Raw genomic sequence first — 24,203 nt, 5'->3', positions numbered from 1 at the left:
GGTCGTCCGGCGGGTGGTGGCCTCCGGCGGGTGCGGGCCCCGATCCGCCACCCTCCCTGGAACCTCCGCCCCGCCCCGAGACGTTCTCACCTGTGCCCGGCACCGTCGGGCAGTCCCACCGCGCGCATGTCCAGTCCAGGGAGCCCCATGACCACCGTCACCACCCGCCACAGTGACCGGCGGGTCAGCCCCGTCTTCCTCGGGATCTGCGCCGTGACGGCGGTGACGGGCTGGGCCACCTGGACCGGATTCGCCGAGAAGCCCGGCGTCGCGGTCTTCCTGTTCGTGACCGGCGCCTGGATCGTGTCCCTCTGTCTGCACGAGTACGCCCACGCCCGCACCGCACTGCACAGCGGCGACATCACCGTGGGCAGCAAGGGCTACCTGAGCCTCAACCCGCTCGCCTATACCCACGCGCTGCTCAGCATCGTGCTCCCCGTCATCTTCGTGATCATGGGCGGCATCGGCCTGCCCGGCGGCGCGGTGTTCATCGAACGCGACCGGATCCGCGGCCGCTGGCGGCACAGCCTGATCTCGGCGGCGGGCCCCCTGACGAACGTCCTGTTCGCGATCGTCTGCACGGCCCCGTTCTGGCTGGACGCGCTCGACGGCGTCCCGTCGGCGTTCCGCTACGCGCTGGCCTTCCTCGCCCTGCTCCAGGTCTCCGCCGCGCTCCTGAACTTCCTGCCGGTCCCGGGACTGGACGGCTACGGCGTCATCGAGCCCTGGCTCTCGCACGAGGTCAAGCGCCAGATCGAGCCCTTCGCCCCCTTCGGCCTGCTGTTCGTCTTCGCGCTGCTGTGGGTGCCGCAGGTCAACAGCGTGTTCTTCGACCTGGTCCACACGGTCCTGAACGGACTCGGGGTCAGCGACCTGGAGGCGTCGTTCGGCTGGAGCCTCTACCGCTTCTGGTAGGCGTCGACCCTGCCGCGCTTGACGTAGTACCAGCACATGTTGGACGACAGCCCCGCCAGCAGCACCCATACGATCCCCAGCCAGCTGCCCTGGACGAAGGACACGACCGCCGCCGCGACGGCGAGCAGGCAGACGGCGAGGGCGTAGAGGGCGAGGCGGGGCATGGGATCGGGCTCCTGTCGGGGGACACTGCTGCGCTACGGCGTCCAGTGTCCCCCATCGGCTCACACGTCCGTGACCCGCAGCCCCGCGTGCGCCTTGTACCGCCGGTTGACCGAGATCAGGTTGGCGACCAGCGACTCCACCTGGTGGGCGTTGCGCAGCCGGCCCGCGAAGATGCCGCGCATGCCGGGGATACGGCCGGCCAGGGCCTGCACGATCTCCACGTCGGCCCGCTCCTCGCCGAGCACCATGACGTCGGTGTCGATCTCCTCGACCTCCGGGTCCTGGAGCAGCACGGCCGACAGATGGTGGAAGGCGGCGGTGACCCGGGAGTCCGGGAGCAGGGCCGCCGCCTGTTCCGCCGCGCTGCCCTCCTCCGGCTTCAGCGCGTAGGCGCCCTTCTTGTCGAAGCCGAGCGGGTTGACGCAGTCGACGACGAGCTTGCCGGCGAGTTCCTCGCGCAGCGACTCCAGGGTCTTGCCGTGGCCGTCCCACGGCACGGCGACGATCACGATGTCGCTGCGGCGCGCGGTCTCGGCATTGTCGGCGCCCTCGACCCCGTGCCCGAGTTCCTCGGCGGCGGCCTGGGCGCGGTCGGCGGCGCGTGAGCCGATGATCACCTTCTGCCCGGCGCGGGCGAGCCGGTAGGCGAGGCCCTTGCCCTGCGGCCCGGTCCCGCCGAGCACGCCGACGACGAGCCCGGAGACGTCGGGAAGGTCCCAGGGGTCCTTGGCGGGAGCCTTCTGTGCAGCACTGTCGGTAGAGGTCATGGGCCCGACTTTACGTCCGCCCCGCTCGCCCCGGCCGGTGACCCGGGTCACGGGCACCGGCCCGAAGGTGATCCGTCGTCCTCGGTGTCGCTCTGCCCGGTTCGGGCGAATCCGGGGTGAACCGCCGGTGCCGCACGTCCGGTTGCGGCAGGATGCGGCCCCATGGACGCCGTACGGGTCGCGCTGCTGCGTGAAGTGCTCGCCGGGACCGAGTGGCTGGGAGCCACGCGGCGCTTCGCGGGCGTGCTGCGCGGGTCGGTGGTCTCGCACGGCGGCGGGCTGCTCCTGGTCGGCACGCCGGAGTACGAGCCGTGGCATCTGGCGGCCCACCTGGTCGACGAGGCCGCCTGGTCGGGCACACCGGAGCTGGCCCCCACTCTCGTACGCCACGACGCGCGCCCCTCCGACCCCGCGCACCTGTCGGTTGGTCCCGGCCGGCTCGCGGCGGCCCGGCGCGGCGAGACCCTGCTGGTGGTGTCCCCGGAGCGGCCTGGCGCCCCGCTCCTGGCGCAGGTCCACGACGCCCGGCGGGCCGGCGCTACGGTCCTCTCCCTCGGCCCCGGCGAGGGTGAACTCGCCGCGATGGCCCACGAGTCGCTGGCCGTGCCGGAGGGCACGGACCTCGATCTGGACACCGTGCAGCACCTGGTGAGCGCGGCGGCCGGGGAGAACGCCGTCCCCGCGCCCAGGGGCCGGCGCCGGTTCCGGGACCGGCTGTCGCGACTGGCCGACCAGCTGACGGCGCCGCCTCCGGCCCGCTGGTAGCCGCGAAAAGCAGTTGCCGGGGCTGATCTCGAACTTCGGCTCCTTCCTGACCTTCGTGGCACTGCCCGTGCAGCTGAAGGACCTGACGGACTCGGCGGCGGCTGTGGGCGCGATCGGCGCGGTGGAGCTGATCCCGCTCCTCGTCTTCGGCCTGTACGGCGGCGCGCTCGCCGACGCCTGGGACAAGCGGAAGCTGATCGTGTGGACCGAGGCCGGGCAGGGCCTGCTGAGCGCTGCCCTGCTGCTCAACGCGCTGCTCCCGCACCCCGCCGTCTGGCCGCTGTACGTCGTCGCCGCCCTGTCCTCCGCCCTGGTCTCGGTGCAGCGTCCCGCGCTCGACTCCCTGTGGCCCCGGATCGTGGCCCACGAGCACCTGCCGGCGGCGGCCTCGCTGAACTCCTTCCGCTGGACGGTCGGCGGGGTCGCGGGCCCGGCGCCGGCAGGCGTGGTGGTGGCCTACGCGGGCCTCGGCTGGGCGTACGGCGCGGACCTGCTGACCTTCGCCGTCTCGGTGGCCCTGGTGGTGCGGATCGCGGCCTCCCCCGCCTCCCACGAAGCGGCCAGGCCGTCGCTGAGGGCCATCGCGGAGGGCGCGCGGTACGCCTGGAGCCGCAAGGAACTCCTCGGTACCTACGCCGTCGACCTCGCCGCGATGTTCCTGGCGATGCCGCTGGCCGTGCTGCCGTTCCTCGCGGACGACCTGGACGCCGAGTGGTCGCTGGGCCATGGGGGTCCCCCCCAGGCCTTTAAGGCACTGGGGGAGTACGCGAGCGTCCCGCTGGGCGCGCTGCTGGTGAGCCTGGTCAGCGGCTGGACCGCGCGGATCCACCGGCACGGGCGGATGGTGGTGCTGTCGGCCGCCCTCTGGGGCCTGGCGATCGCGGCGGCCGGGACCATGGGCAACGTCTGGCTGGTGCTGTTGTTCCTGACCGTGGCCGGGGGCTGCGACATGGTCAGCGGGATCTTCCGGAGGATCATGTGGAACCAGACGATCCCGGACGAGCTGCGCGGGCGGCTCGCCGGGATCGAACTGCTGTCGTACTCCGTGGGCCCGACGGTCGGCCAGGTCCGCAGCGGCGGTTTCGCCGCGTGGTGGGGCGTGCGGACGTCCGTCTGGTCGGGCGGGGTGCTGTGCGTGGGTGCGGTGGGCCTGCTGGCCCTGGGCCTGCCGAAGCTGATGACGTACGACGCCCGCACCGACGAGCACGCGGCCCGGGTCAGGGACCGGAGGACCGCGGCCCAGGTGTGATCAGTCGTCCTCGCGGCCCCCCGCCGGGGCGTCGTGCCACTTGGGGTCGTTCTCCCACTCGACGTTGCGCTCGCGGGCCGTCGCCATGGCCTGCTCGGCCTCCTTGCGGCTCGCGTACGGCCCGAAGCGGTCCTTGGCCGGGCACTCGGGCCCTTCCTCGACCTTCTTGTGCTCCAGGCAGTAGTACCACTCGCCCGGCTTGCCGACCGCGCGCTTCTTGAACAAGGGCATGACCTGCTCCTCTCGCCAGGGACATGTTCCCCCATCGCCGCTGGATAGACTCGTCCGCATGTCTGGCCAGTCGCTGCTCGTGCCCGGGGAACTGTCCCCCATCCGTTCCGTGCCCGGAAACATCCGTCGCCCCGAGTACGTCGGCAAGCCCGCGCCGACGCCGTACACGGGGCCGGAGGTGCAGACCCCGGAGACGATCGAGGCGATGCGGATCGCCGGCCGTATCGCGGCCCGGGCGATGGCGGAGGCCGCGAAGCTGATCGCTCCCGGGGTGACCACCGACGAACTGGACAAGGTGGCGCACGAGTACATGTGCGACCACGGCGCCTACCCGTCGACGCTCGGCTACCGGGGTTTCCCCAAGTCCCTGTGCACCAGCCTCAACGAGGTGATCTGCCACGGCATTCCGGACTCCACCGTGCTGCGGGACGGCGACATCATCAACCTCGACGTGACGGCGTACATCGGCGGGGTGCACGGCGACAACAACGCGACGTACCTGGTGGGGGACGTCGACGAGGAGAGCCGGCTGCTGGTCGAGCGGACCCGGGAGTCCCTGGCCCGCGCGATCAAGGCGGTCAGGCCGGGACGCCAGATCAACATCATCGGCCGGGTGATCGAGTCGTACGCCAAGCGCTTCGGCTACGGAGTCGTCCGCGACTTCACGGGCCACGGCATCAACTCCTCCTTCCACAGCGGCCTGATCGTCCCGCACTACGACAGCCCGCACGCGACGACGGTCATCCAGCCCGGCATGACGTTCACGATCGAGCCGATGCTGACGCTGGGGACGCACGAGTACGACATGTGGGACGACGGGTGGACGGTCGTCACGAAGGACCGCAAGCGGACGGCCCAGTTCGAGCACACGCTGGTGGTGACGGAGACGGGGGCGGAGATCCTGACGCTGCCGTAGTCCTGTTCCGGGGTTGCCGACCGAGCAGCGGTGGTTCGCGTACGACGCGTCGGACCCGGTGGCGCGAACCGGTAGGCGCGGGTGACCGGGGTCGCGCGGTCCGCGCCATCAGCGGGCGTGGTGACGTTGAGGCGCCTCGATCTGCCCCCGCCCGAAGACCCACTGCGACCCCGTCCTCGCCCGAAGCAGCGGCTCGCGCATCACGGCGAGGACCGCTCCGTCGTTCGCCCTGGACAACGGGGTGTTCCGGGCACTCGGCGGGAAGTCGCCGCCGGCCGCGGGAGCCTCAGCGCTCCAGGAAGACCCGGCCTCCCACCTCCACCCAGCCGCCCGGCTGTGGAGCCGTGAGGAGTTGGGAGCCGGCGCCCTGGACGATGTTCAGGGCGCGGCCCAGTTCGGCGGTGAGCTGGAGGGCCGCGGCGCCGGTGGCCTCGTCCTCCTCGACACCGTCGCCCCGGCCGGGGAAGCCACGGGCCCGGATCCGCCCGGCGGCCTCGTCCTCCCAGGCCCAGGCGTAGATCCAGTCCCCCGCGGGCGGGACGGCCAGGTCGTCCACCTCGGCGGCGGTGGCGTACTGCCGGAAGGTCCGCGGCGCCGCCCACTCGGCCCGCGCCTCGATCCAGCTGAACTCCCCGTCGAGCCGGGTACCGACGACCCCGGCGGGCGTGACGAGTTCGGGCACGTCGAGCAGCCAGGCGGCCCCGACACACGGGTACCCGGCGAAGGCCAGCCGTACGGACGGGGTGTAGATGTCGATGACGCCCCGCTCGGGATCGTCGACGAACACCGTCTCACTGAACCCGAGCTTCGCGGCGAACGCCTGCCGCTCGTCCGGGTCCGGCATCGCGGATCCCTCGCGGACGACGCCCAGCTCATTGCCGTAGCCGCCGTTCGGCGCACAGAAGACGCGCAGCACGTCGTAGTCACTCACGGGGGAATTGAAGCATCCGCGCAGGTCCCGCGCCTCCACGTGACCCCGAAGCTGAGCCTTTGAGCCTCCCTTGACCTTGACTTGGTGATTGCTTTGGGCCATAGATAGCTAAGGCTCAGATAAGTTAGGCGAGCCTATCCAACCCTCAGGAGCTCGTATGCGCGCCGTCAGACTGTCCGTCGTCACCGCCACCGCCGTGGCGGCCCTGACCGCCGTCACGGGGTGCACGGAGAAAGCGAGCTCCGGCTCCGGCGACAGTGACCGCGTGATCGACGTGACCGCCACGGACAGCAAGTGCGAGATCTCCAAGAAGGAGTTCCCGGCCGGCCACGTGGAGCTCGCGATCGAGAACAAGGGCTCCAAGGTCACCGAGGTCTACGTCCTGTTCCCGGACGACCGGATCGTCACCGAGCGCGAGAACATCGGCCCGGGCACCAGGCAGAAGGTCACCGCCGAGGTGAAGGCCGGCGACTACACGATCGCCTGCAAGCCCGGTATGAAGGGCGACGGCATCCGCCAGGAGGTCAAGGCCACCGGCGGGACCGCCGCCAAGCGCGACCCGCGGCTGGACACGGCCGTCGCCGCGTACCGCAAGTACGCGCAGGAGCAGGCCGACGCCACCCTCCCGCTCGCGAAGACCTTCGCCGCCGCGGTCAAGGCGGGCGACCTGGAGGCCGCCAGGAAGGCGTACGCCCCCTCCCGCATCGGCTGGGAGCGCACCGAGCCGGTCGCCGAGTCCTTCGGGGACATCGACCCGAAGGTCGACGTACGGGCCGACGGCCTCGAGGACGGGCAGAAGTGGACCGGCTGGCACCGGCTGGAGAAGTCCCTCTGGCAGGACAAGAAGATCACCGCCGAGGACAAGACGCTCGCCGACCGGCTGATCACCGACCTCACCGACTGGCAGAACCGGGTAGGCAAGGCGGACATCACCCCGACCTCCATGGCCAACGGTGCCAAGGAGCTCCTCGACGAGGTCGCCACCGGCAAGGTCACCGGCGAGGAGGAGCGCTACTCGCACACCGACCTCGTCGACTTCAAGGGCAACGTCGAGGGCGCCGAGAAGTCGTACGAGCTGCTGAAGCCGGTCGCCAAGGAGAACAACGCGGCCCTGGTCACCGAGCTCGACAAGCAGTTCGCGGCGCTGAACACGCTGCTTGACAAGTACCGCGCGGACAAGACGTCGTACGACTTCACCTCGTACGACAAGGTCGGCGCCGGCGATCGCAAGCAGCTGTCGGACGCTGTGAACGCGCTCGCGGAGCCGCTGTCCAAGCTCGCCGCCGCCGTCGTCACCAAGTCCTCCTGAGGCAGGGGCCATGACGGACACAGAGAACACCCAGGCTCCCTCGCGCCGCGCGCTCATCGGCTGGGGCGGGGCCGGGCTCGCGCTCGGTGCCGCCGCGGCCGGGGGCGCGGTCGCGATGACCCGTACCGGGGACGACATCTCCCCCACCGCCGCCGAGACCGGCTCCGCCGTCGAGTTCCACGGCACCCACCAGGCCGGTATCGCCACGCCCGTGCAGGACCGGCTGCACTTCGCCGCGTTCGACGTGACGACCGACGACCGCGCCGAGTTCGTGCAGATGCTCAAGGACTGGACGGCCGCGGCCCGGCGGATGACCGAGGGGAAGGCCGTCGGGGAGGGCGCGTACGGCGGTCTCGCCGAGGCGCCGCCGGACGACACCGGTGAGGCGCTCGGGCTCAAGCCGTCGCGGCTGACGCTGACGATCGGCTTCGGGCCGTCCCTGTTCGGGAAGTTCGGCCTCGCCGAGCAGCGGCCCGAGGCGCTCGTCGATCTCCCCCAGTTCGCCGGGGACAACCTGGACAAGACCCGCAGCGGCGGCGATCTGTGCATCCAGGCCTGCGCGGACGACCCGCAGGTCGCCGTGCACGCGATCCGCAACCTCGCCCGGATCGGCTTCGGCAAGGTCGTCATCCGCTGGTCGCAGCTCGGCTTCGGCAAGACCTCGTCCACCACGCCCGACGCGCAGACCCCGCGCAATCTCATGGGCTTCAAGGACGGCACCCGCAACATCGCGGGCACCGAGACGGACCGTCTGAAGAAGTTCGTGTGGGTGGACTCCAAGGACGCCAAGGACGCCCCGTGGATGGACGGCGGCTCCTACCTCGTGGCCCGCCGTATCCGCATGCACATCGAGACCTGGGACCGCACCTCGCTGCAGGAGCAGGAGGACGTCTTCGGCCGCGACAAGGGTGAGGGCGCCCCGGTCGGCAGGGCGAAGGAACGCGACAAGCCGTTCCTGCCCGCGATGAAGCCCGACGCGCACGTCCGGCTCGCGCACCCCGACTCCAACGGCGGGGCGACGATCCTGCGCCGCGGCTACTCCTTCACCGACGGCACGGACGGGCTGGGCCGGCTGGACGCGGGGCTGTTCTTCCTGGCGTACCAGAAGGACGTCCGCGAGGGCTTCATCCGGATCCAGCGGCATCTGTCCACCGACGCGCTCAACGAGTACATCCAGCACGTGGGTTCAGCGGTCTTCGCCGTCCCGCCCGGCGTCCGTGACAAGGACGACTGGTGGGGCAGCACGCTGTTCTCCGAGGAGGCCTGACCTGTGTTCTCCAACTACCTGATCGGTCTGCGCGAGGGGCTGGAAGCCAGCCTGGTCGTCTGCATCCTCATCGCCTACCTGGTCAAGACGGGCCGCCGGGACGCCCTGCGGCCCATCTGGACCGGCATCGGCGTCGCGATCGCGCTCGCCCTCGGTTTCGGGTGCGCGCTCGAATTCGGCTCGCAGGAGCTGACGTTCGAGGCGCAGGAGGCGCTCGGCGGTTCCCTGTCGGTGCTCGCGGTCGGCCTGGTGACGTGGATGGTCTTCTGGATGCGGCGCACCGCCCGGCATCTGAAGTCCGAGCTGCACGGCAAGCTGGACGCCGCCCTGCAGATGGGCACCGCCGCCCTGGTCGCCACCGCGTTCCTCGCGGTGGGCCGGGAGGGCCTGGAGACCGCCCTGTTCGTGTGGGCGTCGGTGCACGCGGCCGGCGACGGCACTCCGCGCCCGCTGATCGGCGTCGCCCTGGGCCTGGCCACAGCGGTGTTCCTCGGCTGGCTGTTCTACCGGGGCGCCCTGCGCATCAACCTCGCCAGGTTCTTCACCTGGACCGGCGGGATGCTGGTCGTCGTGGCCGCCGGTGTGCTGGCGTACGGCTTCCACGATCTCCAGGAGGCCGACTGGCTGCCCGGCCTGAACAACAGGGCCTTCGACATCAGCGACACCATCCCGCCGGACAGCTGGTACGGCACGCTCCTCAAGGGCGTGTTCAACTTCCAGCCGGACCCGACCGTCCTTCAGGTCACGGTGTGGCTGCTGTACTTGATCCCGACGCTCGCGCTGTTCCTCGCCCCGGTAGGGTTCGCCTCCGGGAAGGGGAAGGTGAAGGCACCTGATGAGCAGGGATCGCGGCCCTCGAAGGCTCCGCAGGCTTGACCGGAGCGCACTGATAGCAGCCTCTGTGACCGTTTTGTCGATGACGGCGAGCGGATGCGTGGTGGTGCACGGCGAGCGGGAGGTGCTTCCCGCGACCACCAGGGCGGAGGCCGCCAAGGCGCTCCAGCAGTTCACGAACGCGTACAACGCGGCGGACAAGGCGTACGACAGCTCGCTGGACGCCGCCCATGTCACCGGCGCGCTCGGCGCCATCGACGCGGCGCGGCTGAAGGCCGGCAAGGCCAACAGCCCGAGCGGGAACGCCTCGCACACTCCGCTGAAGCTGTCGGACGTGACGTACACCATCCCGAAGAAGGCGGGCTGGCCGCGCTGGTTCGTCGCCGACGCGGCCGGCAACAAGGGCGGCACCGCGCGCTGGCTGCTGGTGTTCACCCGCGACGGCCTGAACGAGCCGTTCCAGGTGGCGTATCTGACGCTGGTGGCCGAGGGCAAGGTGCCGGAGTTCCAGAAGGACGCGGACGGCTGGGCCGAGGCGGTTCCGGCCAACTCGGCCGGTCTGGCCGCCGTGCCCGGGGAGCTCAGCAAGGACTACGCGGGCTATCTGAAGAGCGGCGCGGACGACGTCTTCGCGGACGGCACGCACACCAGCGTGTGGCGGGCGGACCGGGCGAAGGACGCCATCAGGCCGGGCCTTGCCACCCAGTACATCGACGAGCCGCTGGCGAACGGCGCGTACGCGCCGCTGGCGTTGCGCACGAAGGACGGCGGGGCGCTGGTGTTCTTCGCCACGCACCACTACGTGAAGGAGACCGCCCACTCCGGTACGTCGGTACCCAGTCCCGGCACCGCCGTGCTCGCCCTGACGACCGGTGAGATCAAGCAGTCACTGATGATGGAGTTCGTCTCCAACGAGGTGGCGCTCGACCCGCCGAAGGGCGCGGGCGGCGGCCGGCAGGTCGACGTGCTCGGGCGGATCCAGGGCCTGACGTCCGCGCAGGGCTCTTAGCTCTCGGGGCGCTACCGGCGCAGGGGCCAGGCCGTGTTCGCGTGGTCCGGCTCCTCGCCCACGTGGCGGGCGCAGACGTCGGTGAGGACTTCCAGGAGGCTCAGCGGGTCGGGCAGCGGGTGTTCGAGGCCGCGGACCCAGTACACGGTCTGGCCGCCCGGCAGCCGGGCGGGCGGTACGAGGACGTAGGAGCCACGGCAATGCCAGCGCAGTCCGGGGTGTTCCTCGGCCGTCTCGGGGTGGCAGTCCAGTTCGCACGGCCACCACTCGTCCTCGTCCTCGGGGGTGCCGCGGGTGAGGGTGAAGAAGAGGAGCCGGCCGTCGTCGCTCTCGGCGACCGGGCCGACCTCGATGCCGGAGGCCAGGAGCCGCTCCAGGGCCTCCCGGCCGGCCTCCAGGGGGACGTCGAGGACGTCGTGGACCATGCCGGTCGCGGTGATGAAGTTGGCCTGCGGCTGATTCCGGGCCCAGCGCTCGATCTGCGCGCGGTCGGTGGTCGACTGGGTCTGCCAGGCGAAGGACACGGGGTGACGGGCGGGCGTGGGACAGCCGACCCGGTCGCAGGAACACCGGTATCCGGGGGCGGGGTGCGCGGCGGGCGCGAGCGGGAGTCCCACGGAGGCGGCGGCCAGCAGCAGGGCCTCACGACCGCCTTCGTCCCCGGCGTCGGCCTCCTTCGGCCGGCGTCCGCGCAGCCACTGGGAGAGTTTGCCCTGCAGGCCGGTCCGGCCCCCCGACTCCGCGCTCATCTACCACCCTCGCCTCGCTGTCGTGCGGAACAGCATGCCCTATTGTCCCATCTTCCTCTGCTCCGGGGGCTCAGCGGGGTGCGATGCCGTGGAGGGCGTAGTCGACGAGGGTGTCGGTGTAGTCGTAGTTGATCGGACCGGTGTGCTGGAGCCAGCGCTGGGCGAGGGGGGAGACCCAGAGTTCGAGGGCGATGCGCGGGTCGATCTCGGGGCGCACCTGGCCGGCCTGCTGGGCGGCGCGCACCCGGTCGACGTAGAGCTGGAGCGACGGTTCGAGGAGCTTGGCCATGAAGGCCCGGCCGACGTCCTCGTTGACGACGCCCTCGGCGGCCAGGGCGCGGGAGGGGGCCTCGAAGCGGGGGTCCTTGAGCTGGTCCACGGTGAGCCGCAGTACGGCCTTGAGGTCGGCGGCGAGGTCACCGGTGTCCGGGATGGCGTACGCCGCCTCGGGACCGGCGTCCCGTGCCGCCTGTTCGCCCAGGTCGAGGAACGCCTCCATCAGCACCTCCGCCTTCGAGGACCACCAGCGGTAGATCGTCTGCTTGCCGACACCGGCGCGGGCGGCAATCCCCTCGATCGTGGTCTTCGGGTAGCCGACCTCGGCGACGAGGTCCAGGGCGGCGTCGTAGATGGCGCGGCGGGACCGCTCGCTGCGGCGGGCGGTGTCGGGGGCGGGCTGCTTGGAGTTCGGCTGCTGGGAGTTCGGCTGCTGGGAGTTGTGGGTGGCCATGGGGCGAACTTACCAGGCTGGCAAGACGGTGCGTCTCGCCGGAGGACGGGAGGTATCCAGCGGGACGAGTCGGCGGTACGCGCCACGACATCGGCCGTAAGACCCAGGCCCTGGGCGGCGGCGACCGTGACGGGCGGTTCGGCGGCGCGCGGGACCCGCAGGCGCTCAAGCGTGAGTGTTGCGGAAACTCCGGGAGAAGCGGGACGCGGCCGGGGAGGCGTCCGGGTGACGGGGCCTCCGCGGACCGGGGCTACGGCCTGTCCGGCGGGGGCCATTCGTCGCCCCACGCCGCGTCCCTCGCCGCCTTGTACAGGTCGCCGTGGCGCTTGGTGACCGTGCGGCGGGTCAACTGCTCGTCCGGTTCGCAGAGGTCGAGGAGGACCTGGCCCTTGCGGATCTGGGGGCGCCGGATCACCCGGGAGGCCGCAGGGGTGGCGGGGAGCCGGGTCGCGGCGACGTAGCTGAACTTCTCGTCCTCGTACGGCAGGGAGCCCCCCTTGACCTGGCGGTGGAGGGAGGAGCGGCTGACGCGTGCCGAGAAGTGGCACCAGTCCTCGCCGGGGGCGATCGGGCAGGCGGCGCTGTGGGGGCAGGGCGCGGCGACGCGGAAACCTGCGGCGACGAGACGGTCGCGGGCCTCGATGACGCGGGCGTACCCGGCAGGGGTCCCGGCCTCGACGATCACGACCGTCTGTGCCGACGCCGCCGCGGTGTCCACGAGGGCGGTGCGGTCGGCCGGGGTGAGTTCGTTGAGGACGTACGAGACGGTGACCAGGTCCGTCGCGGGCAGCGCGAGGTCCTGGCCGATCCTGGCGCGCTGCCAGCGGGCGTCCCTCAGGGCCGGGTTGGCTGCGGCGATCTCGCGGCCGAGGGCGAGCGCGGGCTCGGACCAGTCGAGAACGGTGACCGCCCGGTCGCCCGGCCAGGTGGCGGCGACGGCCCAGGTCGCGGCGCCGGTGCCGCCGCCGACGTCGGTGTGGCCGGCGGGACTCCAGTCGGGGACGGCCTCGGCGAGTGCCTCCAGGGCCGCGTGGACCGCCTCGAAGGTGGCGGGCATGCGGTAGGCGGCGTAGGCGGCCACGTCCGCGCGGTCGCGGAGGATGGGGGCGTCGGTGGGGGTGGCTCCGCGGTAGCTGGCGATCAGGCGGTCCACCGCCTGGGCGGCCCGCTTCGGGGGGAGGCCGTCGAGAAGCGTGGCGAGGGCGGTGCGCAGGGCCTCGGCCGGGGGTGCGGGGGCGGTCACCCGGCGATTCTATGGGCGGCCGGTGCGGGGGCGGACCTCGCGGCTTCTCGCCCCCCGCCGCCGAGCGCCGGACGGGCCGGCGACACCTGGACCGGCACCGGAAGGCGAAGCCACGTCACGCCCCCACCCGGGCGGCAAGCCCGCGTCCCCCTGACCACCGCGGGAGCCACGGCGCCAGCCACCGGGTGACACCACGGACGGCCCGGCGGTACGGGCATGACTCCACGGTCTCCCTACCCCCACCCCCCGCGGGCCACCCCGCGAGCTCCTGACAGCCCGCGCGCCCCTCAGCCGGGAGGCACGCGGCGGACACCGAGTGACACCACGAACGACCCGGCGGTACGGCGGGTCTCGTCGGCCGGGGTCAGGACGCCCCCGCGCCCCGCACCGCCCGCGCCACCCTCGTCGCCGCCTCCGCCCGCGGCCGGTTGTCCGGTGGGCGTCTTCTCGGGTGCACGGTGTTGGCCAGGAGCACCACGAAGGTGTCGGTCGCCGGGTCCAGGACCAGGGACGTGCCCGTGAAGCCCGTGTGGCCCGCCGCTCCGCGCCCCGCCAGCTCCCCCATGAACCACTTCTGGTCGATGGCGAACCCCAGCCCGGGCGGCGTCAGCAGCAGCTCCACGAAGTCCGGGCCGAGGATGCGGGCGGGGCCGTACGCGCCGCCCGCCAGCAGGGTCCGGCAGAAGATCGCGAGGTCGCGCCCGGTCGAGAAGAGGCCCGCGTGGCCCGCCACCCCGCCCAGCGCCCACGCGTTCTCGTCGTGGACCACGCCCCGCAGCATCCCCCGGTCCGCCTTGGCCCACGGCCGGCGCTGGTCCTCCGTGGCCGCCGCCCCGGGGCAGGGGCCGAAGCGGGTGGACGTCATGCCGAGGGGGCGGGTGATGCCCTCGTGGACGAGGACGTCGAGGGAGCGGCCGGTGATGCGTTCGAGGACGTGCTGGAGGAGGAGCGGGTTGAGGTCGGAGTAGGTGTAGGTGCCGGGAACTCCGATGGGCGGCTCTGCGCGGAGGAGGTTCAGGCGGTCCTCGTCGTCGTCGCAGTCGTGGAGCGGGAGTTCGGGGCGCAGTCCCGAGGTGTGGGTGAGTAGCTCACGGACCGTGACGGAGTGCGTCGCGGCCGCAGTGAAGTCGGGAAGGTACGCGCCCACCCGCGCGTCGATGCCCAGCGTGCCCCGCTCGATCTGCTGCACCACCGCCACGGCAGTGAACAGCTTGGTGAGGGACGCCAGGTCGAAGGGGGTGTCCACCCGGACGGGTACGCGTGCCTCCGGGGGCAGCTCCACGCCCGCGTCGGCCTCGGGGTCGTAGGACGCGTAACGGACGGCCCAGCCCGACGCCTCCTCCACGGCGATCACCGGGCCGCGCCCCGCGACCAGGACGGCGCCGGGAGCCCAGGGGCGTTCGCCGGTGGTGAGCGCGTGGAAGTCCCGGACGAGATGCCTGAGCTCCCCGGGGTCGAGCCCCGCCCGCTCCGGTGTGTCGGTGCGCAGTCTCGGTGCGCTCAGTTCTCCGCTCCCTCCGCAGTCGCACGCGTGTTCCAAGGACGGCACATTGTCATGAAACACAGCAGCGCTACCAGTGCGGCCGCCAGCTGGACGACCGCCATCGGGACCGCAGTGCCCTCTCCGGCCATTCCTACCAGCGGCGAGGCGATCGCGCCGATCAGGAAGGAGGACGTGCCGAGCAGGGCGGACGCGGAACCCGCGGAGTGCTTGGTGCGCAGGAGCGCGAGTGACTGGGCGTTGGGCAGGGCCACACCCATCGCGGACATCAGGACGAAGAGGCCAGCGGCGACGGGGAACAGGCCCACCTCGCCGAAGACCCCGGTCGTCATCAGCAGCAGGGCCGTGGCCGCCGCCGTCACGGTCAGCAGACCCACGCCCAGGACCCGCTCCAGACTGACCCGGCCCACCAGCACCTTGCCGTTGATCTGGCCGACCACGACAAGGCCGACCGAGTTCACGCCGAACAGCAGGCTGAACGTCTGCGGGGAGGCACCGTAGATCTCCTGGATCACGAACGGGGACGCCGAGATGTAGGCGAACAGCGCGGCGAAGGCGAAGCCACCGGTGAGCATGTAGCCGGCGAACGGCAGGTCGGCGAGGAGGCGGCGCATGGAGTGCAGGGCCTCGACGACGCCGCCGGTGTGCCGCTCGGCCGCCGGGAGGGTCTCGGGCAGCCTCGTCCACACCAGGCCGGCGAGCAGCGCCCCGATGACCGTGAGGACCACGAACACGCCCCGCCAGTCCGTCACCCGCAGGATCTGCCCGCCCATCAGCGGCGCCACGATCGGCGCGACCCCGCCGATCAGCATGAGGGTGGAGAAGAACCGGGCCATCGCCACGCCGTCGTACAGGTCCCGGACCACGGCCCGGGCGATCACTATGCCCGCGGCGCCCGCGAGCCCCTGCACCAGCCGGAACCCCACCAGGAACTCCACGGTCGGCGCGACGGCGCACAGCGCGGTGGCGACGACGTACGCGAGGAGACCGGCGAGCAGCGGACGGCGACGGCCCCAGCGGTCGCTCATCGGGCCGACCACCAGCTGCCCGAGCGCCATGCCGAGCAGACAGGCGGTGAGGGTGAGCTGGACGGTGGCGGCGGGCGCGTGCAGGGAGTCGGTGACCTGCGGCAGCGAGGGCAGGTACATGTCCATCGCCAGCGGAGGCGTGGCGGTGAGGCCGCCGAGGAGCAGGGTGACGAGCAGACCGGTGCGGCGCACGGCGGCCGCCGGTGGTTCCGCCTTCGGTACGTCCGCCGGGCGCACGGCGGACGCGGCTGGTTCCGCCTTCGGTACGTCCGCCCTCCCGACGTGCCCCCGCTGCTCAAGGTGCCCCTGCTCGGGCATGCGCCCCTCCCTCTCCATGTGGTCCGACACCTATGCTCTCAGCTCGTACAGGGTGGCGAGGGTCACGTGAGCGAGGGTGGAGCCGGGATGACGGAGCAGAGGGTGCGCTGGGGGATTCTGGCGACGGGCGGGATCGCGGCGGCGTTCACCGCGGACCTGGTGGATCTGCCGGACGCGGAGGTGGTCGCGGTGGCCTCCCGGTCCGAGGTCTCGGCGAAGGCGTTCGCGGAGCGGTTCGGGATCGAGCGGGCGTACGGCGAGTGGGGTGCCCTGGCCGAGGACGCGGACATCGATGTCGTGTACGTCGCCACCCCGCACGCGGCACACCGGGCGGCCGCCGGGCTGTGTCTGAGCGCCGGACGCAATGTCCTGTGCGAGAAGGCGTTCACGCTGAACGCGCGGGAGGCCGAGGAACTGGTCGCGCTCGCGAAGGAGCACGACCGCTTCCTCATGGAGGCCATGTGGATGTACTGCAACCCGCTGGTCCGGCGGCTCAAGGCCCTCGCCGACGACGGCGCGATCGGCGAAGTCCGCACCGTGCAGGCCGACTTCGGGCTCGCCGGACCCTTCCCGCCCGCGCACCGGCTGCGGGACCCTGCGCAGGGCGGGGGCGCGCTGCTCGACCTCGGGGTGTACCCGGTGTCGTTCGCGCAGTTGCTGCTCGGGGAGCCCTCGGACGTCGCGGCGAAGGCGGTGCTCTCCGAGGAGGGCGTCGATCTGCAGACGGGCGCGCTGCTCTCCTGGGACAGCGGGGCGCTCGCCTCCGTGCACTGCTCACTGACCGGCGGCACCGCCACGATCGCCTCGGTCACCGGCTCGCTGGGCCGCATCGACATCCCGAACGGCTTCTTCCACCCGGACCGTTTCGTGCTGCACCGGGACGGGCGGGACCCGGAGGAGTTCGTCGCCGACCCCGCCGACGGGCCCCGCAACAGCCTCAAGCACGAGGCCCGCGAGGTGATGCGCGCGCTGCGGGCCGGTGAGACCCAGTCCCCGCTGGTGCCGCTGGAGGGCACCCTCGCGGTGATGCGGACGCTGGACGCGGTACGGGACCGGATCGGCGTGCGCTACCCGGGAGAGGCCGCCGGGATCGTCACGCCGGCGTGAGCGTCTGTCTCACCTACGCTGCGGGTTCATGGACACCAAGAAGTTCATGGACACCAAGAACGTGAAGACCGCCGTGGTGACCGGCGCGGGCTCCGGGATCGGGCGCGCGGTCGCATTGGAACTGCTGCGGACGGGCTGGTCGGTGACACTGGCCGGGCGGCGGACCGAGACCCTGGAGGAGACGGCGGCCCTCGTGCCCGAGGGCGCCGCTCTCGCCGTACGGACGGACGTCTCGCGGCCCGAGGACGTGGCCGCGCTGTTCGCCGCCGTGGTGGAGCGGTTCGGGCGGGTGGATCTGCTGTTCAACAACGCGGGGACCTTCGGCCCCGGCGGGGTGCCGGTGGAGGAGTTGCCGTACGACGCGTGGCGGCACGTGGTGGACACCAACCTCAACGGGGCGTTCCTGTGCGCGCAGGCCGCGTACCGGCAGATGAAGGAGCAGGACCCGCAAGGCGGGCGGATCATCAACAACGGCTCGATCTCGGCGCACACGCCCCGGCCGCACTCCGTCGCCTACACCGCGACCAAGCACGCCCTGACCGGCCTCACCAAGTCGCTGTCACTGGACGGGCGGGCGTACGGCATCGCCGTCGGGCAGATCGACATCGGGAACGCGGCGACCGACATGACGGCGGGCATGGGAGCCGGGGCGCTCCAGGCCAACGGGGAGGTCGTACCGGAACCTGTGATGGACGTGGCCGATGTGGCGCGCACGGTGCGGCACATGGCGGAGCTGCCACTGGAGGCGAACGTGCAGTTCGCGACCGTACTCGCGACGGCGATGCCGTATGTGGGGCGTGGCTGAGCAGCGGATTACCACAAGCGGAATACGATATTCCACCCCACTGCGGCCGGTTGGCGGCTTATGCTCATCACGCGTCCTCCACAAGAGCTTCACACTTGAGGAGTGGCGTTCCGACGACCGCATCCGAGGGGGGAGCGCGGCGGCCGTCCATGGACCGGGTGGGGGTGGATCTCGCGTGGGACCGCGAGGTACGCACCGGTCCGTGGACGGCCGCCGCGCACATTCTCAGCTCCCGCACATCCCTTCCTAGCCTGCGCATATCCCTTCCTCACGGCCCCGCAATGCTGCGTCCCTACCTTGAGGGCGCGCCCACAGCGGGCGCCAAGAACCTTCGAGGAACGGGATGTTTGGCATCTATCTCAAGCGCGAGCTGGGCCGGCGCAAGAAGGCGGCCCTCGTCATCGCTCTGGGTCTGGCGCTCGGTATCGCGCTGGTCATCACCGTCAACTCGGTGTCGGCCGGCATGACTCAGGCTCAGGGCAAGGTCCTGAAGTCGCTGTACGGCCTCGGCACCGACATGACCGTCACCAAGACCAGGTCGGCCCCCACGTCCGGGAGTTCGGGCAGACCGAACTTCCAGTTCGACGCCAACTCCAACGACAGCGACGACACGCAGAGCTCCGACCGCGTGACGACCCAGGGCGGTCAGGCCCTGGCGTCCAGCGTGGTCACCAAGGTCGCCCAGCAGAGCGGCGTGGCGAGCGCGGTGGGCGCGCTCACCCTGAACGTCACCAAGGTCGACGGCTCCTTCACCCAGGGCAAGGCGCAGAGTTCCGGTGGAAGCACCGGGAACAGCGGCCAGGGCGGTCCGGGCGGCGGCAGCAGTGGCAGCACCGCGGCGCCCCGGGTCCAGGGCGGTGGCGCCAACTTCGACGTGAACTCCTACTCTGTCGCCGGCGTGGACGTCACCGACCAGACGCTCGGCCCGCTGGCCGGCTCCAAGATCACCACCGGCAAGACCTTCACCACCGCACAGACCGACGCGAAGTTGGCGGTCGTCAGCAAGTCGTACGCCAAGGAGAACTCCCTCAAGGTCGGCAAGACCCTGAAGATCTCCGGCACCACGTACACGATCATCGGCATCGCGACGCCCGACAGCAGCGAGTCCACCACCGACGTCTACCTGCCGCTGAAGCAGGCCCAGACGCTGGCCGACGCCAAGAACCAGGTCACCACGGTCTACGTCAAGGCCACCGACTCGCAGCAGATCGACTCCGTCAAGGCGGCGATCCAGAAGAACATCTCCGGTACGACCGTCACGACCTCCGCCGATCTCGCGGAGACCGTGTCCGGCTCGCTGTCCACCGCCTCCAACCTCGCGACCAGCGTCGGCAAGTGGCTCTCCATCGCCGTGCTCGTCGCCGCCTTCCTGGTCGCCGCGCTGCTGACCTCCTCGGCGGTCTCGCGCCGGGTGCGCGAGTTCGGCACCCTGAAGGCGCTCGGCTGGCCGAGCCGCCGGGTCACCCGGCAGGTCGTCGGCGAGTCGATCGTGAACGGCCTGCTCGGCGGCGCCCTCGGCATCGGCCTGGGCCTCGCGGCCGCGTACACGGTGACCGCGATCAGCCCCAAGCTGACCGCGCAGCTCGGCAACACCGGCGGTGGCGGCGCGGGCGGCCCCGGCGGGGGCGGCGGTCCCGGCCGGCAGGCCACCCAGAACACCATGGAGATCGCGCTGTCCGCGCCGGTCTCGATGACCACCATCGCCCTCGCGGTGGGCCTCGCGGTGACCGGCGGGCTGATCGCCGGCGCGATGGGCGGGTGGCGGGCGTCCCGGATGCGACCGGCGGACGCGTTGCGCAGCGTGTCGTAACAGCGGCCTGGCATGTCGTAACAGCGGCCTGTCGCGGCGGCTGTCGCCTTCCCCCTTCTTCTTCTCTACGGCTTCTCTACGGAGTTCTCATGTACAGACTCACCGGCGTCACCAAGCGCTACACGCGCGGCAAGGAGACGGTGGAGGCGCTGCGCGGCGTCGACCTCACCATCGAGGACGGCGACCAGCTGGTCATCCAGGGCCCCACGGGCGGCGGCAAGTCCACGCTGCTCCAGATGATCGGCGGCCTGGACCGCCCCACCGAGGGCAGCGTCGAACTGGACGGCGTCGACCTCGCGAAGATCAGCGAGGCCAGGCTGACCCGGCTGCGGGCCGAGAAGGTCGGCATCATCTTCCAGTCGTTCAACCTCATCCCGACGCTGACGGCGCAGGAGAACGTGGAGACGGCCCTCGTGCCGCTCGGCGTGAAGCCGGCCGAACGGCGCGAGCGCGCGTCGGAGGCCCTCAGGTCCGTCGGCCTCGGCGAACGGCTCACCCACGCGCCCGCCGAGCTGTCCGGCGGCCAGCAGCAGCGGGTGGCCATCGCGCGGGCGCTGGTCAAGAAGCCGAAGGTGCTGCTCGCCGACGAGCCCACCGGCAACCTCGACGAGTCGATGCGCGACGAGATCATGGCGTTGCTGGAGGGGCTGTGGCACGAGTACGGGCTGACGTTCGTCCTGGTCACGCATGACTCGTCGATCGCCCGGCGGGCGCCACGGCTGGCGACCATCAAGGCGGGACAGATCGCGTTGACCGAGCAGTCGCAGTCGTTGGCGCAGGGGCACTGACCGCTCGTCCGGGCCGGGGGCCGCTCACCGTTCCAGAAGCTTGTTGATCTCGGTCAACTGCTCGGCGGTGAGCGGCCCCTTCGCGATCGCGCCCGCGTTCTGCTCGGCCTGGGCCACCGACCGGAAGCCGGGAATCGGGACCGTGCGGGGGCTGCGGGCCCAGATCCAGGCCAGGGCGCCCTGCGCGAGCGTACGGCCGTCGCTCGTCAGGATCTCCTTGAGCGCGTCGACGCGGGCCAGCCACTCCGGGTCGGCCGACGTGCCGTCACCGAAGCCCTGCAGCCAGGCCGGGGGCCTGTTGCGGATGTCCCCGGCGTCCTGGGGCGCCTGCCGCTTGCCGGCCAGCAACCCCATGGCGAGCGGGCTGCGGTTCACGCTGGCGAGCTCCGACTCCTCGCACAGCGTGAGCATTTCGGGCGCGTCCTGCATGACGTTCAGCGCGTGCTGTACGGCCGCGCAGTGCTCCCCTCGCGCGAACACCGCGGCACGGGCCGGGTCGTCGGTGCTCCAGGCGTAGGCACGGATGAGCCCCTCGCTCACGAACTCCTCGCACAGGTCCCGGAGTTCGGCCGCGAGTGCCGGATCGAGGTCGGAGAGGTGGAGCTGGTACAGGTCGATGTGGTCGGTGCCCAGACGGTCCAGGGAGGCGGTGAGGGCGCGGCGGGCGTACTCGGGGGTGTGGTCGGAGCCGGTGAGGGTGCGGGTGTCCTCGTCGAAGACGTTGCCCCACTTGGTGGCGAGGACGACGTCGTCCCGCCGCTTGCCCAGCGCTCGTCCGAGCACCCGCTCACCGTGTCCGGCGCCGTAGGTGTCCGCCGTGTCGAAGAAGGTGACGCCGAGGTCGAGGGCGCGCCGGACGGCCCGTACGGATTCCTCGTCGTCGACCTTGCCCCAGCCGAGGGGCTGTCCGTCGGCGTCCTGCCATTCGCCGCCGATCGCCCAGCACCCGAAGCCGAGCGCGCTGACCTCGATGCCGGAACGGCCGAGAGTGCGTGTGGTCTCCATGATCTCCATGGGTGAGAACCTAGGAGTTGGAGCGCACACGAACGCAAGAGGCCGTACGGAAATCTTATGCCTGGCCGGTCTCGAAGCGGGAGATCCTGCCGTCCTCCCCGACCGTGAAGTTCCAGCGGGTGCGCATCTCGCCCCAGGCGTCGTTGCGGTAGTGGGCGAGCAGGGAACGGCCGCCGTTGGACTCGTTGTCGACGTCGAGATGGCCGTGGGAGGAGAAGATCTCCCGCTCGACCCACTCGTCGAGGTCGCGGTCGCTGCCGTCGTCCGCCATGGTCGCCCCGGGCGCGAGCAGGGCCAGGAAGGCCTCGCGGTCATGGGCGTTGACGGCGGAGACGAAGGCACGGACGGCCGGGTCGCTGAGCCTCGCGGTCTGAATCGTCATGCCAGCCAGACTCACACCGCTCCCCCACACCCGCCACCCGAACGGCGGCCCGGGTTTTCCGGGCAGGTGTGAGCGGTGCGACGGTGGAAACGCGAGGGGGGTCTCTTTCCACTTCTGCTGGGAGTCATCGTGACCGCTTACGACCGACGCGATCTGGGCCTGCTGCTGCTCCGGCTGGGAACCGGGGGTGTACTGGCCGCCCACGGCGCGCAGAAACTGCTCGGCTGGTTCGGCGGGGGCGGCATCGAGGGGACCGGCCAGTTCATGGAGTCCGTCGGCTACGCGCCGGGCAAGGCCAGCGCCACGGCGGCGGGCCTGGCCGAGGCGGGCGGCGGCACCCTGCTGGCACTGGGTCTGGCAACTCCGGCGGCGGGTGCGGCGGCGGCCGGCGCGATGGCCGGAGCGTCCGCGGTACACGCCCCCAACGGCTTCTTCAACACGGGCGGCGGCTACGAGTACGCGGCCACCCTGGGTCTTACGGCGGCGGGTCTCGCGGTGACGGGGCCGGGGCGCCTGTCCCTGGACCACGCGCTCGGCCACACGGTGAACCGGGGCTGGATGGTGCCGGTGGCACTCGCGGCGACGGGGCTGGTGACGGCGGCGGTCGTGGGGGCGCGGGGGCGGCGGCTGCGGGAGAAGGAGAGCGGGGGCGACGACGGGCAGGCGTCGCTGTTCGAGGAGGAAGAGGCGTTGTTCGCGGAGTAGCAGCCCATGGGAAGCTGCCCCGCATGAGTGATCACGGCACGTCCCGCGAGGACCTCTGGAAATCGGTCGACGCCCTGTGGACCTGGCTGGAGAGGGATCAGCCGGTGAACGGCCGCGAGGGTCTCCTGCTGCGCATGCTGAAGCTCTCCGAGGAGGTCGGCGAGGTCTCCGAGGCGGTCATCGGGGCGATCGGCCAGAACCCCCGCAAGGGCGTCAGCCACACCTGGGACGACGTACAGGGCGAGCTGTGCGACGTGGTGATCACGGCGCTGGTGGCGCTGCGCACGCTGACACCCGACACGCGGGAGGTCTTCCATCGGCATCTGGGGCGGGTGACGGAGCGTTCGCTGGGGCCCGGGCATGTCTGACTCCGTCACCCGGTCGGGCTACGCCCCGGGCTCCCCGCCCCGCCCCACTCCTCGGACGACGAACTGGACGACGACGGTGGGCGGAGGGGCGCCATGAGCGACACCCGGGCCCCTTCACAGAACAGGACTACGCGGCCCGTATGACCAGGGCGGCCAGGGACACCACCGAGGCGGACCTGTCCGGACTTCTCATCAGCCCCGGCCCCTACTGGTGTGGCTGTACGGCTACCGCCCCGCCGCGACGACGGAATGCCTCACCCTCGGCTCAGAGCCCCGTCTGCTGGTCCCGTCCCTCGAACGCCCCGACGCGGAAACGGCCCCCGGCGCGAACGGCATTCGCATCGGCCTCGACCTCGCCGGTTTCATCCCCTTCGGTGATCTGACGCGTCGGCAAGGTGGCGAAGGGAACGCTCACCGGCGTCAAAATCCCCATGAACGTCCTCGACTTCGGAGTGAAGGCCGCCGACTCCTGGAAGCGCGCGGGTGACATCGTCGAGAGTGTCGGCGGAACCGCGAAGCTCGGCGAGGACGCCGAGAAATGGGTGATGAGGAACTGGGGTGAGCTCGGCTCGAAGGCGCATGCCATTCACGTCACCGGCGACACTGTCAAGGATCGGTTTGCGGTCGCCGCCGCGAAGGAGTTCGGGGACTCCACCTTGTACCGGGCGGATGCCGGACTGTTGGACAAGCCGTTTCAATGGCTCATGCCGACGTTGGTCGAGAACACACCTCTGGGTCGCATTCCGGCGATCGCGGAATCCGTCAGGCCCGTGGTCGACGGCGCGGGCAACACGGTCCCCCACTACGTCGATCCCAGGTCATGGACGGCGCGTGGTTACGAAGCGGTGGTCGGCGCAAAGGTCTTTACACGGAAGGCTCCCGCCTTGTCACGGAGGACGTCCAGTACGCGTCCGAGATGTTCCACGAGAGCGTCAACAGGGCACGTAATGCCGCCGGGGAGTTGATCTACTCGCTGTTCGAAGGCGACACGAGCGACACCGGCCTCGACGGCCCGACCCGTACGCGGTGGCGTACGGGAGCCGTGGCGTATGGGGACAGAGGATTACGAGTACCTCGTGACCCGAGCCGGCTCACGGCGCGCACCAGTTACTGCTCAGCGGCCCGCGTGTGGAGGCGGTGTGGGACGCGGAACTGGCAGGGGCGACCCAGGCGCGGCTGTTCAGTTTGATGGCGGTCGCCTGCTTCGCCGGGGACGGCCTTGCCGTAGTGACGAAGGAGTGAGAACGGGCGTAACCCCACCTGCTCCAGACTAAAGCGGCCTTGGCGGCTTTCCGAT

27 protein-coding genes are annotated in these 24,203 nt (G+C 71.4%); 15 read left to right on the top strand and 12 right to left on the bottom strand.

Annotated elements, in window-relative coordinates:
- Positions 1-147 precede the first annotated feature (147 nt).
- Positions 148-915 carry a site-2 protease family protein gene (locus ACFVYN_RS08605; RefSeq protein WP_389994428.1) on the top strand — a complete coding sequence of 256 codons (768 nt, stop codon included), beginning with the start codon at positions 148-150 and terminating at the stop codon, positions 913-915.
- On the opposite strand, the gene ACFVYN_RS08600 is transcribed toward ACFVYN_RS08605, so the two are convergent.
- Together ACFVYN_RS08600 and npdG are read right to left on the bottom strand one after the other, a co-directional pair.
- Positions 900-1,079 (bottom strand): hypothetical protein, encoded by a 180-nt coding sequence (locus ACFVYN_RS08600; RefSeq protein WP_389994425.1) that lies wholly within the window; start codon positions 1,077-1,079, stop codon positions 900-902. The two genes, ACFVYN_RS08605 and ACFVYN_RS08600, sit on opposite strands and share 16 nt — an antisense overlap.
- A gap of 60 nt (positions 1,080-1,139) precedes the next feature.
- Positions 1,140-1,847 carry an NADPH-dependent F420 reductase gene (gene npdG, locus ACFVYN_RS08595; protein ID WP_389994422.1) on the bottom strand — a complete coding sequence of 236 codons (708 nt, stop codon included), beginning with the start codon at positions 1,845-1,847 and terminating at the stop codon, positions 1,140-1,142.
- A 162-nt stretch (positions 1,848-2,009) separates the two neighbouring features.
- Between npdG and ACFVYN_RS08590 the strand changes: the two genes are divergently transcribed.
- Together ACFVYN_RS08590 and ACFVYN_RS08585 are read left to right on the top strand one after the other, a co-directional pair.
- The gene (locus ACFVYN_RS08590) at positions 2,010-2,612 is read left to right on the top strand and encodes a hypothetical protein (RefSeq protein WP_389994419.1); all 603 of its coding nucleotides are present in this window, start codon (positions 2,010-2,012) and stop codon (positions 2,610-2,612) included.
- A gap of 13 nt (positions 2,613-2,625) precedes the next feature.
- Positions 2,626-3,861: an MFS transporter gene (locus ACFVYN_RS08585; protein WP_389994416.1), complete on the top strand. Its 1,236-nt coding sequence runs from the start codon at positions 2,626-2,628 to the stop codon at positions 3,859-3,861.
- On the opposite strand, the gene ACFVYN_RS08580 is transcribed toward ACFVYN_RS08585, so the two are convergent.
- Positions 3,862-4,092: a hypothetical protein gene (locus tag ACFVYN_RS08580; RefSeq protein WP_389994413.1), complete on the bottom strand. Its 231-nt coding sequence runs from the start codon at positions 4,090-4,092 to the stop codon at positions 3,862-3,864.
- 58 nt (positions 4,093-4,150) lie between these two features.
- On the opposite strand from ACFVYN_RS08580, the gene map reads away from it, so the two are divergent.
- Entirely contained in the window at positions 4,151-5,008 is an 858-nt protein-coding gene (map, locus tag ACFVYN_RS08575; RefSeq protein ID WP_389994410.1) for a type I methionyl aminopeptidase, read from the top strand.
- A 286-nt stretch (positions 5,009-5,294) separates the two neighbouring features.
- On the opposite strand, the gene ACFVYN_RS08570 is transcribed toward map, so the two are convergent.
- A complete protein-coding gene (locus ACFVYN_RS08570; RefSeq protein ID WP_389994407.1) occupies positions 5,295-5,939 on the bottom strand; it encodes a PhzF family phenazine biosynthesis protein in 645 nt (214 codons plus the stop codon).
- A gap of 157 nt (positions 5,940-6,096) precedes the next feature.
- Between ACFVYN_RS08570 and efeO the strand changes: the two genes are divergently transcribed.
- From efeO to ACFVYN_RS08550, 4 genes are read left to right on the top strand one after another with little or no spacing between them, the layout of a single operon-like run.
- Entirely contained in the window at positions 6,097-7,248 is a 1,152-nt protein-coding gene (gene efeO, locus ACFVYN_RS08565; protein ID WP_389994405.1) for an iron uptake system protein EfeO, read from the top strand.
- Positions 7,249-7,258: 10 nt separating this feature from the next.
- Positions 7,259-8,515, top strand: a complete 1,257-nt coding sequence (gene efeB / locus ACFVYN_RS08560) for an iron uptake transporter deferrochelatase/peroxidase subunit (RefSeq protein ID WP_389994402.1) — start codon at positions 7,259-7,261, stop codon at positions 8,513-8,515.
- A 3-nt stretch (positions 8,516-8,518) separates the two neighbouring features.
- A complete protein-coding gene (gene efeU, locus ACFVYN_RS08555; RefSeq protein ID WP_389994400.1) occupies positions 8,519-9,391 on the top strand; it encodes an iron uptake transporter permease EfeU in 873 nt (290 codons plus the stop codon).
- Positions 9,351-10,358: a hypothetical protein gene (locus ACFVYN_RS08550; protein ID WP_389994398.1), complete on the top strand. Its 1,008-nt coding sequence runs from the start codon at positions 9,351-9,353 to the stop codon at positions 10,356-10,358. Before efeU ends, ACFVYN_RS08550 begins: the two co-directional genes overlap by 41 nt.
- An 11-nt stretch (positions 10,359-10,369) precedes the next feature.
- Here the strand turns inward: ACFVYN_RS08550 and ACFVYN_RS08545 are convergent, their stop codons facing one another.
- From ACFVYN_RS08545 to ACFVYN_RS08525, 5 genes are all read right to left on the bottom strand, one after another.
- On the bottom strand, positions 10,370-11,107 hold the full coding sequence (locus ACFVYN_RS08545; protein WP_389994396.1) for a bifunctional DNA primase/polymerase: 738 nt from the start codon (positions 11,105-11,107) through the stop codon (positions 10,370-10,372).
- A 70-nt stretch (positions 11,108-11,177) separates the two neighbouring features.
- Positions 11,178-11,837 (bottom strand): TetR/AcrR family transcriptional regulator, encoded by a 660-nt coding sequence (locus ACFVYN_RS08540; RefSeq protein ID WP_389994393.1) that lies wholly within the window; start codon positions 11,835-11,837, stop codon positions 11,178-11,180.
- A 250-nt stretch (positions 11,838-12,087) separates the two neighbouring features.
- Positions 12,088-13,080: a small ribosomal subunit Rsm22 family protein gene (locus ACFVYN_RS08535; protein ID WP_389994390.1), complete on the bottom strand. Its 993-nt coding sequence runs from the start codon at positions 13,078-13,080 to the stop codon at positions 12,088-12,090.
- Positions 13,081-13,444: 364 nt separating this feature from the next.
- Entirely contained in the window at positions 13,445-14,629 is a 1,185-nt protein-coding gene (locus tag ACFVYN_RS08530; RefSeq protein ID WP_389994387.1) for a serine hydrolase domain-containing protein, read from the bottom strand.
- Positions 14,581-15,927 carry a multidrug effflux MFS transporter gene (locus ACFVYN_RS08525; RefSeq protein ID WP_389994384.1) on the bottom strand — a complete coding sequence of 449 codons (1,347 nt, stop codon included), beginning with the start codon at positions 15,925-15,927 and terminating at the stop codon, positions 14,581-14,583. Before ACFVYN_RS08525 ends, ACFVYN_RS08530 begins: the two co-directional genes overlap by 49 nt.
- 87 nt (positions 15,928-16,014) lie before the next feature.
- On the opposite strand from ACFVYN_RS08525, the gene ACFVYN_RS08520 reads away from it, so the two are divergent.
- The 4 genes from ACFVYN_RS08520 (at position 16,015) to ACFVYN_RS08505 (ending at position 20,437) form a co-directional block, all read left to right on the top strand.
- Positions 16,015-17,034: a Gfo/Idh/MocA family protein gene (locus tag ACFVYN_RS08520; RefSeq protein WP_389994381.1), complete on the top strand. Its 1,020-nt coding sequence runs from the start codon at positions 16,015-16,017 to the stop codon at positions 17,032-17,034.
- Positions 17,035-17,080: 46 nt separating this feature from the next.
- A complete protein-coding gene (locus tag ACFVYN_RS08515; protein ID WP_389994709.1) occupies positions 17,081-17,839 on the top strand; it encodes an SDR family oxidoreductase in 759 nt (252 codons plus the stop codon).
- A 343-nt stretch (positions 17,840-18,182) separates the two neighbouring features.
- Positions 18,183-19,649: an ABC transporter permease gene (locus ACFVYN_RS08510; protein ID WP_389994378.1), complete on the top strand. Its 1,467-nt coding sequence runs from the start codon at positions 18,183-18,185 to the stop codon at positions 19,647-19,649.
- An 89-nt stretch (positions 19,650-19,738) separates the two neighbouring features.
- Positions 19,739-20,437, top strand: coding sequence for an ABC transporter ATP-binding protein (locus ACFVYN_RS08505; RefSeq protein ID WP_389994375.1), 699 nt, complete (start codon positions 19,739-19,741; stop codon positions 20,435-20,437).
- A 24-nt stretch (positions 20,438-20,461) separates the two neighbouring features.
- On the opposite strand, the gene ACFVYN_RS08500 is transcribed toward ACFVYN_RS08505, so the two are convergent.
- Together ACFVYN_RS08500 and ACFVYN_RS08495 are read right to left on the bottom strand one after the other, a co-directional pair.
- Positions 20,462-21,442, bottom strand: coding sequence for an aldo/keto reductase (locus ACFVYN_RS08500; protein WP_389994706.1), 981 nt, complete (start codon positions 21,440-21,442; stop codon positions 20,462-20,464).
- Positions 21,443-21,506: 64 nt separating this feature from the next.
- Positions 21,507-21,833: a nuclear transport factor 2 family protein gene (locus tag ACFVYN_RS08495; protein WP_389994372.1), complete on the bottom strand. Its 327-nt coding sequence runs from the start codon at positions 21,831-21,833 to the stop codon at positions 21,507-21,509.
- Between the two features lie 129 nt (positions 21,834-21,962).
- Here ACFVYN_RS08495 and ACFVYN_RS08490 point away from each other — a divergent pair, with 129 nt between their 5' ends.
- Both ACFVYN_RS08490 and ACFVYN_RS08485 read left to right on the top strand, forming a co-directional pair.
- Positions 21,963-22,538, top strand: coding sequence for a DoxX family protein (locus tag ACFVYN_RS08490; protein WP_389994369.1), 576 nt, complete (start codon positions 21,963-21,965; stop codon positions 22,536-22,538).
- 23 nt (positions 22,539-22,561) lie between these two features.
- Positions 22,562-22,906 (top strand): MazG-like family protein, encoded by a 345-nt coding sequence (locus ACFVYN_RS08485; RefSeq protein ID WP_389994366.1) that lies wholly within the window; start codon positions 22,562-22,564, stop codon positions 22,904-22,906.
- A gap of 265 nt (positions 22,907-23,171) precedes the next feature.
- Here ACFVYN_RS08485 and ACFVYN_RS08480 read toward each other — a convergent pair whose 3' ends face one another.
- On the bottom strand, positions 23,172-23,339 hold the full coding sequence (locus tag ACFVYN_RS08480; RefSeq protein WP_389994363.1) for a hypothetical protein: 168 nt from the start codon (positions 23,337-23,339) through the stop codon (positions 23,172-23,174).
- Between ACFVYN_RS08480 and ACFVYN_RS08475 the strand changes: the two genes are divergently transcribed.
- Positions 23,338-23,871, top strand: a complete 534-nt coding sequence (locus ACFVYN_RS08475; protein ID WP_389994360.1) for a hypothetical protein — start codon at positions 23,338-23,340, stop codon at positions 23,869-23,871. The two genes, ACFVYN_RS08480 and ACFVYN_RS08475, sit on opposite strands and share 2 nt — an antisense overlap.
- Positions 23,872-24,203 lie beyond the last annotated feature (332 nt).

The organism is Streptomyces sp. NPDC058307 (assembly GCF_042880295.1).
GTDB lineage: Bacteria > Actinomycetota > Actinomycetes > Streptomycetales > Streptomycetaceae > Streptomyces.
The sequence above is the reverse complement of the archived record's forward strand: the minus strand, read 5'-3'. Positions and strand labels throughout refer to the sequence as shown.

What these genes read in the sequence shown, in the direction of transcription:
- ACFVYN_RS08590 (WP_389994419.1), top strand. Translation starts at nt 2,010, where the DNA reads ATGGACGCCGTACGGGTCGCGCTGCTGCGTGAAGTGCTCGCCGGGACC.
- ACFVYN_RS08510 (WP_389994378.1), top strand. Translation starts at nt 18,183, where the DNA reads ATGTTTGGCATCTATCTCAAGCGCGAGCTGGGCCGGCGCAAGAAGGCG.
- ACFVYN_RS08475 (WP_389994360.1), top strand. Translation starts at nt 23,338, where the DNA reads ATGAACGTCCTCGACTTCGGAGTGAAGGCCGCCGACTCCTGGAAGCGC.
- ACFVYN_RS08540 (WP_389994393.1), bottom strand. Translation starts at nt 11,837, where the DNA reads ATGGCCACCCACAACTCCCAGCAGCCGAACTCCCAGCAGCCGAACTCC.
- ACFVYN_RS08545 (WP_389994396.1), bottom strand. Translation starts at nt 11,107, where the DNA reads ATGAGCGCGGAGTCGGGGGGCCGGACCGGCCTGCAGGGCAAACTCTCC.
- ACFVYN_RS08495 (WP_389994372.1), bottom strand. Translation starts at nt 21,833, where the DNA reads ATGACGATTCAGACCGCGAGGCTCAGCGACCCGGCCGTCCGTGCCTTC.
- ACFVYN_RS08550 (WP_389994398.1), top strand. Translation starts at nt 9,351, where the DNA reads ATGAGCAGGGATCGCGGCCCTCGAAGGCTCCGCAGGCTTGACCGGAGC.
- ACFVYN_RS08505 (WP_389994375.1), top strand. Translation starts at nt 19,739, where the DNA reads ATGTACAGACTCACCGGCGTCACCAAGCGCTACACGCGCGGCAAGGAG.
- ACFVYN_RS08485 (WP_389994366.1), top strand. Translation starts at nt 22,562, where the DNA reads ATGAGTGATCACGGCACGTCCCGCGAGGACCTCTGGAAATCGGTCGAC.
- efeO (WP_389994405.1), top strand. Translation starts at nt 6,097, where the DNA reads ATGCGCGCCGTCAGACTGTCCGTCGTCACCGCCACCGCCGTGGCGGCC.
- ACFVYN_RS08500 (WP_389994706.1), bottom strand. Translation starts at nt 21,442, where the DNA reads ATGGAGACCACACGCACTCTCGGCCGTTCCGGCATCGAGGTCAGCGCG.
- ACFVYN_RS08600 (WP_389994425.1), bottom strand. Translation starts at nt 1,079, where the DNA reads ATGCCCCGCCTCGCCCTCTACGCCCTCGCCGTCTGCCTGCTCGCCGTC.
- ACFVYN_RS08520 (WP_389994381.1), top strand. Translation starts at nt 16,015, where the DNA reads ATGACGGAGCAGAGGGTGCGCTGGGGGATTCTGGCGACGGGCGGGATC.
- ACFVYN_RS08605 (WP_389994428.1), top strand. Translation starts at nt 148, where the DNA reads ATGACCACCGTCACCACCCGCCACAGTGACCGGCGGGTCAGCCCCGTC.
- ACFVYN_RS08515 (WP_389994709.1), top strand. Translation starts at nt 17,081, where the DNA reads ATGGACACCAAGAACGTGAAGACCGCCGTGGTGACCGGCGCGGGCTCC.
- map (WP_389994410.1), top strand. Translation starts at nt 4,151, where the DNA reads ATGTCTGGCCAGTCGCTGCTCGTGCCCGGGGAACTGTCCCCCATCCGT.
- ACFVYN_RS08525 (WP_389994384.1), bottom strand. Translation starts at nt 15,927, where the DNA reads ATGCCCGAGCAGGGGCACCTTGAGCAGCGGGGGCACGTCGGGAGGGCG.
- efeB (WP_389994402.1), top strand. Translation starts at nt 7,259, where the DNA reads ATGACGGACACAGAGAACACCCAGGCTCCCTCGCGCCGCGCGCTCATC.
- ACFVYN_RS08580 (WP_389994413.1), bottom strand. Translation starts at nt 4,092, where the DNA reads ATGCCCTTGTTCAAGAAGCGCGCGGTCGGCAAGCCGGGCGAGTGGTAC.
- npdG (WP_389994422.1), bottom strand. Translation starts at nt 1,847, where the DNA reads ATGACCTCTACCGACAGTGCTGCACAGAAGGCTCCCGCCAAGGACCCC.
- ACFVYN_RS08480 (WP_389994363.1), bottom strand. Translation starts at nt 23,339, where the DNA reads ATGGGGATTTTGACGCCGGTGAGCGTTCCCTTCGCCACCTTGCCGACG.